General features: G+C 48.3%; 4 protein-coding genes. All 4 read left to right on the plus strand.

Going from position 1 to position 5811, the window contains the following annotated elements:
* Positions 1-279 precede the first annotated feature (279 nt).
* Entirely contained in the window at positions 280-2697 is a 2418-nt protein-coding gene (locus VIP81_RS08815; RefSeq protein WP_331958607.1) for a glycoside hydrolase family 3 C-terminal domain-containing protein, read from the plus strand.
* A 308-nt stretch (positions 2698-3005) separates the two neighbouring features.
* On the plus strand, positions 3006-4364 hold the full coding sequence (locus VIP81_RS08820) for an acyl-CoA dehydrogenase family protein (protein WP_331958610.1): 1359 nt from the start codon (positions 3006-3008) through the stop codon (positions 4362-4364).
* A 78-nt stretch (positions 4365-4442) separates the two neighbouring features.
* Positions 4443-5198: an SGNH/GDSL hydrolase family protein gene (locus VIP81_RS08825; protein WP_331958613.1), complete on the plus strand. Its 756-nt coding sequence runs from the start codon at positions 4443-4445 to the stop codon at positions 5196-5198.
* A 96-nt stretch (positions 5199-5294) separates the two neighbouring features.
* On the plus strand, positions 5295-5811 hold a 517-nt coding region (locus VIP81_RS08830; RefSeq protein WP_331958616.1), incomplete at its 3' end, for an alpha/beta hydrolase.

The raw sequence follows: 5811 nt of genomic DNA on the forward strand, positions 1-5811 counted from the left end.
AATCCGTAATTCGTAATTCGTAATTCGTAATTTTTTTCCTCAATAGAGGGAAATGTATTTTTCTGCGTCATCAGGACATAACAGCCATGCCTATATGTTTGTAGAAGGTCTCGTTTTTTTAGTTGTGTTTTTTTTAAAACCGGGGTTGCATAAGGTTCTATGCAACCCTTTTTTGCCCTTGTATGATTTTAGCCAATCCTGATGCTGTTTTGAATTATTTTTGCAATCCATTGCATTGACGTGTATTTTGGGCGTTGTTACTTTAAAACAACGCCTGGAATGCACACATATTGGACGAAACGATTTTCCACAGGAATGATACTGGCAGCGCTTTCTGCGTCAGTAGCCTCTGCTCAGCAGCCAGCTTCCATTTATCATGATGGCTGGATCGACTTTAATAAAAATGGCCGTAAAGATATTTTTGAAGATGCCCGGCAGCCCATTGATCAGCGGATACAGGATCTGCTATCGCAGATGACCATAGAAGAGAAAACCTGCCAGATGGCCACCCTATACGGTTATGGCCGCGTACTCAAGGATGAAATGCCCACCCCGGCATGGAAACAACAAGTCTGGAAAGACGGGATCGCTAATATTGATGAAGAATTAAATAGTCTGCCATATAACAAAAAGGCACAATCCGAATACTCTTTTCCCTACAGTAAACACGCCAACGCCATCAATACGGTGCAACGCTGGTTTATTGAAGAAACCCGCCTCGGCATCCCGGTAGACTTTACCAACGAAGGTATTCATGGACTATGTCATGATCGCGCCACCCCATTGTGCGCACCTATCGGCATTGGCAGCACCTGGGATAAAGCACTGGTAAGCCGCGCCGGACACATTGTAGGAAGAGAAGCTAAACTACTCGGCTATACGAATGTATACGTACCCATACTGGACCCCGCCAGAGATCCACGCTGGGGCAGAGTAGTGGAATGCTACGGGGAAGATCCTTTCCTGGTAGCAGAAATGGGTAAACAAATGACACTAGGCGTGCAAAGCGAAGGCGTAGCCGCTACCCTGAAACATTTTGCCGTTTACAGCGTCCCTAAAGGTGGCCGCGACGGGGATGCCCGCACAGACCCACATGTGGCCCCCCGCGAAATGCATCAGATCTATCTGTACCCGTTTCGCCGCGTGATTATGGAAGCCCACCCCATGGGAGTGATGAGCAGCTACAACGACTGGGACGGCGTACCCATTACCGGTAGCTATTACTTCCTGACACAGTTGCTGCGCCAGGTATATGGCTTTACCGGTTACGTAGTGTCCGACAGTGAAGCAGTAGAATATCTTTTCAGCAAACACCATGTTGCGGCAGACTATAAAGATGCCGTAAGACAATCCGTGGAAGCAGGTTTGAATGTACGCACCAACTTCACCCCGCCGGAACAATTCATTATACCACTGCGGGAACTCGTGAAGGAAGCAAAGGTATCTATGAAAACAATCGACAGCCGCGTAGCCGATGTACTGAGAGTAAAGTTCCAGTTGGGCTTATTTGATCGCCCATACGCCGATGCAAAGCTGGCAGATAAAGGAGTACACACTGCCGCCGATGAAGCCTTTGCTTTACAGTTGAACCGGGAATCGCTGGTACTGCTGAAAAATGAAAAAGAAACATTACCCCTCGATAAACAAAAAATCCGCCGCATCCTCGTTACAGGACCGCTCGCAGCAGCTACTACACATGCCGTAAGCCGTTACGGTCCTTCCAACAACAAGGTAATCTCTGTACTGGATGGCATCACGCAATATGCCGGCAAAAACATCCAGGTGCAATACGCACAAGGCTGCGATGTGGTGAATCCAGGCTGGCCAGGCACTGAGCTGGTCCCCACACCGCTGGACTCCTCAGAGAAAGCAGGTATTGCCGAAGCAGTGAGCAAAGCCGCCGACGCAGATGTGATTATAGCAGTGGTAGGGGAAGATGAAAAAAGAGTAGGGGAAAGCCTTTCCCGTACAGACCTGTCATTACCAGGCCGTCAATTGCAATTGCTCCAGGCGCTGCATGCCACCGGTAAACCAGTGATTGCCGTCTTGATCAACGGGCAACCACTCACGATTAACTGGGAACAACAAAACCTGCCCGCTATCCTGGAAGCCTGGTTCCCGGGTCCACAGGGAGGTACAGCGATCGCAGAAACATTATTCGGGGATTATAATCCCGGTGGCCGCCTGTCGGTGACCTTCCCTAAATCAACCGGACAAATAGAACTGAACTTTCCGTTTAAGCCCGGATCACACGCCGGACAGCCTTCTTCCGGGAACAACGGTTTCGGCAGAACGAGCGTAAACGGTGCGCTGTTTCCTTTCGGATATGGACTTAGCTATACTTCTTTTGCATACAGCAACCTGACCGTAACACCTATCAAACAAGCATCACAGGGAGATATTCATGTGAGCGTTGATATCACTAACACGGGTAAACGAAAAGGAGACGAGGTCGTACAACTCTACCTGAAAGATAAAGTCAGCAGCGTGACCACCTACGTGATGCAGTTGCGGGGCTTTGAACGGGTACACCTCGCGCCGGGAGAAAAGAAGACGCTGTCTTTTGTACTGCACCCCGATGATCTGGCTATCCTCGATCGTAATATGAACTGGACCGTAGAACCCGGCGAGTTCCAGGTATTGGTGGGCGCGTCTTCAGAAGATATTAAATTGAAACAGGATTTTGTAATAGAATAATGGGAGCGGAGGGGAAGGCCTTCGGCCTTTGTCTTTGCTCAGGATTTTGATGATGTAGATGATTTTCCTGATTTTTACTTTTTGATTTTATAAGATTAGAAAAAGAATAGCGAAGATGTGAGCGTATGTCCGCTTCTGTCTTCGCTATTCTTTTTTTTAAATCTTATAAAGAAAATCATCAAAATCATCAAAATCAGTATAATCCTGAGTAAGACAAAGGCCGAAGGCCTTCCACTCCGCTACATCAGTATCATCCTGAGTAAGACAAACTCCGCATGATTCCGTATTTTTATACAAAACCATGTAAGATGTCCGGAACTTTCTCGAAACTGAAAAACGCCTACCACCTGCTGAAGAGCATCGATTTCGCGATGCTCGCCAAACTCTCTGAAAAAGTAGACCTGCCCAAAGTGATGGAGTCTGTGGCGCATATGGACGATACACAACTGAATGGGTTAATGAAAATGCTGAGCAGTCGTGGCCCTAAAAAGGAATTGCCGCCGATTGAAGGTGATTTCTATGACCTGGGAAGCAAGCTGAATGCGGAAGACAGGGCATTACAGCTCAAAGTAAGGGCTTTCATGGAAAAGGAAATAAAGCCCATCGTAAATGAATACTGGCTGAAAGCGGAATTCCCTTTTGAAATCATTCCTAAATTCAGAGAACTGAATATCTGCGGCGTTACCTATGACGGTTACGGCTGCCCGAATCGGTCTTTTCTCATGGAAGGCATTATTGCCATGGAAATGGCGAGGATAGATGCTTCGGTAGCTACCTTTTTTGGCGTGCAAAGCGGATTGGCCATGGGATCTATTTACATGCTGGGGTCTGATGCACAAAAACAGGAATGGTTGCCCGGTATGCAGCAACTGAATATCATAGGCGCGTTCGGTTTAACAGAACCGGAAGTCGGTTCCGGTACCGCTGGTGGGTTAACGACTACGGCTAAACGAACAGGCGATACCTGGGTGTTGAACGGGCAAAAGAAATGGATTGGCAATGCCACTTTTGCAGATGTGATTGTAATATGGGCCCGCGATGTGGACGATAACCAGGTGAAGGGATTCCTGTTGCGGAAAGATACCCCCGGTTTCAGCGTAGAGAAGATTCATGATAAGATGGCCCTGCGTATTGTACAAAACGGATTGATCACTTTAAAGGATTGCCAGATTGCAGAGGCAGACCGTTTGCAAAACGCCAATTCCTTTAAAGACACCGCCAAAGTACTGCGGATGACCCGCGCAGGTGTAGCCTGGGAAGCGGTGGGTTGTGCCCGCGGCGCCTACGAAAACGCCCTGGCGTATACCCGTACCCGGGAGCAATTCGGAAAACCCATTGCTGCATTTCAATTGATACAGGGCCACCTGGTAGAAATGCTCTCTAATCTGACGGCTATGCAAACCATGGTATACCGCTTGTCTGAAATACAGGATGCAGGCGCATTAAAAGATGAACACGCCTCGCTGGCCAAGGTATTTTGTACCCTGCGTACCCGGGATGTGGTAAGTCGCGCCCGCGAAGTCATGGGTGGCAACGGCATTCTGCTCGAATACAATGTAGCCCGTTTTGTGGCGGATGCGGAGGCCATTTATTCCTACGAAGGCACCAAAGAAATTAATTCCCTGATAGTGGGAAGGGCCATCACCGGCTTTAGTGCTTTTGTCTGAAAAATGTGGATTCTTTTTTATAGTTTAAACGCCGGATTGCGGATAAAGCCGCAACGTTTCACTTAATTAAGATCCGTTATGAATTCATCTAACCGTCGTAATTTTCTCAGGAACGTATCCCTGGGAAGTCTTGCTGCCATTAGTATTCCAGGCATTGTATCTGCCGCCGTATCGGCAGAGAAAACCAAAAAAATCACCCTCAAAAAAGAAGGGGTGGTGTTATTTCAGGGCGACTCCATTACAGATGCGGGCCGGAAAAGAGATAATGATCAACCCAACAGCGGTGGCGCATTAGGAGGCGGTTATGCCCTCATGGCCGCGTCTGAGCTATTACTCAAAAATGCAGATAGAAATCTGAAAGTATATAACAAAGGCATCAGCGGAAATAAAGTCTTTCAGCTGGCCGACCGCTGGGACATTGATTGTTTGTCCATCAAACCAGATGTACTCAGCATCCTGGTGGGCGTAAATGATTTCTGGCATACGCTGAATGGTAACTACAAAGGCACCGTTCAAACCTATCGGGAAGACTACGATAAGCTGCTGGCCCACACCAAAGAACAATTGCCCGATGTACAGCTGATCATTGGAGAACCCTTTGCTGTAACCGGCGTAAAAGCCGTTGACGAAAAATGGTATCCCGCATTCGACGAGTACCGCGCCGTGGCCCGTGCGCTGGCAGATAAATACCAGGCAATCTTCATCCCGTATCAGGCGGTTTTTGATAAAGCGCAGAAATCCGCTCCTGGTGCTTACTGGACCGGCGACGGGGTACATCCGAGCGTAGCCGGCGCCCAGCTGATGGCAGAGGCATGGCTGCAGTGCGTGAAATAAATAATGATCCCTGTTTCCGGCACCGGTCCCTGCGTCCGGTGCCCATATTTTTTACTGATCACTATCCGTTTTTCTGTTTTAACTACTTCCGCTTTTATGAAACAATTAAGTATCTTATTAGTCATGTTAGGACTTAATACCGCTATCAACGCACAACAAGCCATTCACCTCTGGCCGGGTACAGTACCCGGAGAACCCGCTGCCAAACAAATGGCGCAGGTAACACCAGATGGCAGCAATAATGTAAAACGGTTAACAGACATTACAGACCCTCTACTGGAAGTGTTTCCCGCGCCGGCTAATAACAATACAGGCGTGGGTGTTATCATTTGTCCGGGTGGCGGATACAATATCCTCGCCATCGACCTGGAAGGTTATGAAGTGGCGAAGTGGTTGAATAAACTGGGCTATACCGCATTTGTATTACAATACAGGGTGCCTAAAAAAGAAGCTGGCGCCCTGCAGGATGCACAACGTGCTATCCGCATTGTACGCAGTCGCGCAGCAGAATGGGGGCTGCAACCCGATAAGGTAGGTTTGATGGGCTTTTCTGCAGGTGGGAGTCTCACTGCAAGAGCCGCAACTGGGTATAACGTAAATGCCTACACGCCTT

The organism is Chitinophaga sp. (genome assembly GCF_036566945.1).
Lineage (GTDB): Bacteria > Bacteroidota > Bacteroidia > Chitinophagales > Chitinophagaceae > Chitinophaga.

What these genes read in the sequence shown, in the direction of transcription:
- VIP81_RS08825 (WP_331958613.1), top strand. Translation starts at nt 4,443, where the DNA reads ATGAATTCATCTAACCGTCGTAATTTTCTCAGGAACGTATCCCTGGGA.
- VIP81_RS08815 (WP_331958607.1), top strand. Translation starts at nt 280, where the DNA reads ATGCACACATATTGGACGAAACGATTTTCCACAGGAATGATACTGGCA.
- VIP81_RS08820 (WP_331958610.1), top strand. Translation starts at nt 3,006, where the DNA reads ATGTCCGGAACTTTCTCGAAACTGAAAAACGCCTACCACCTGCTGAAG.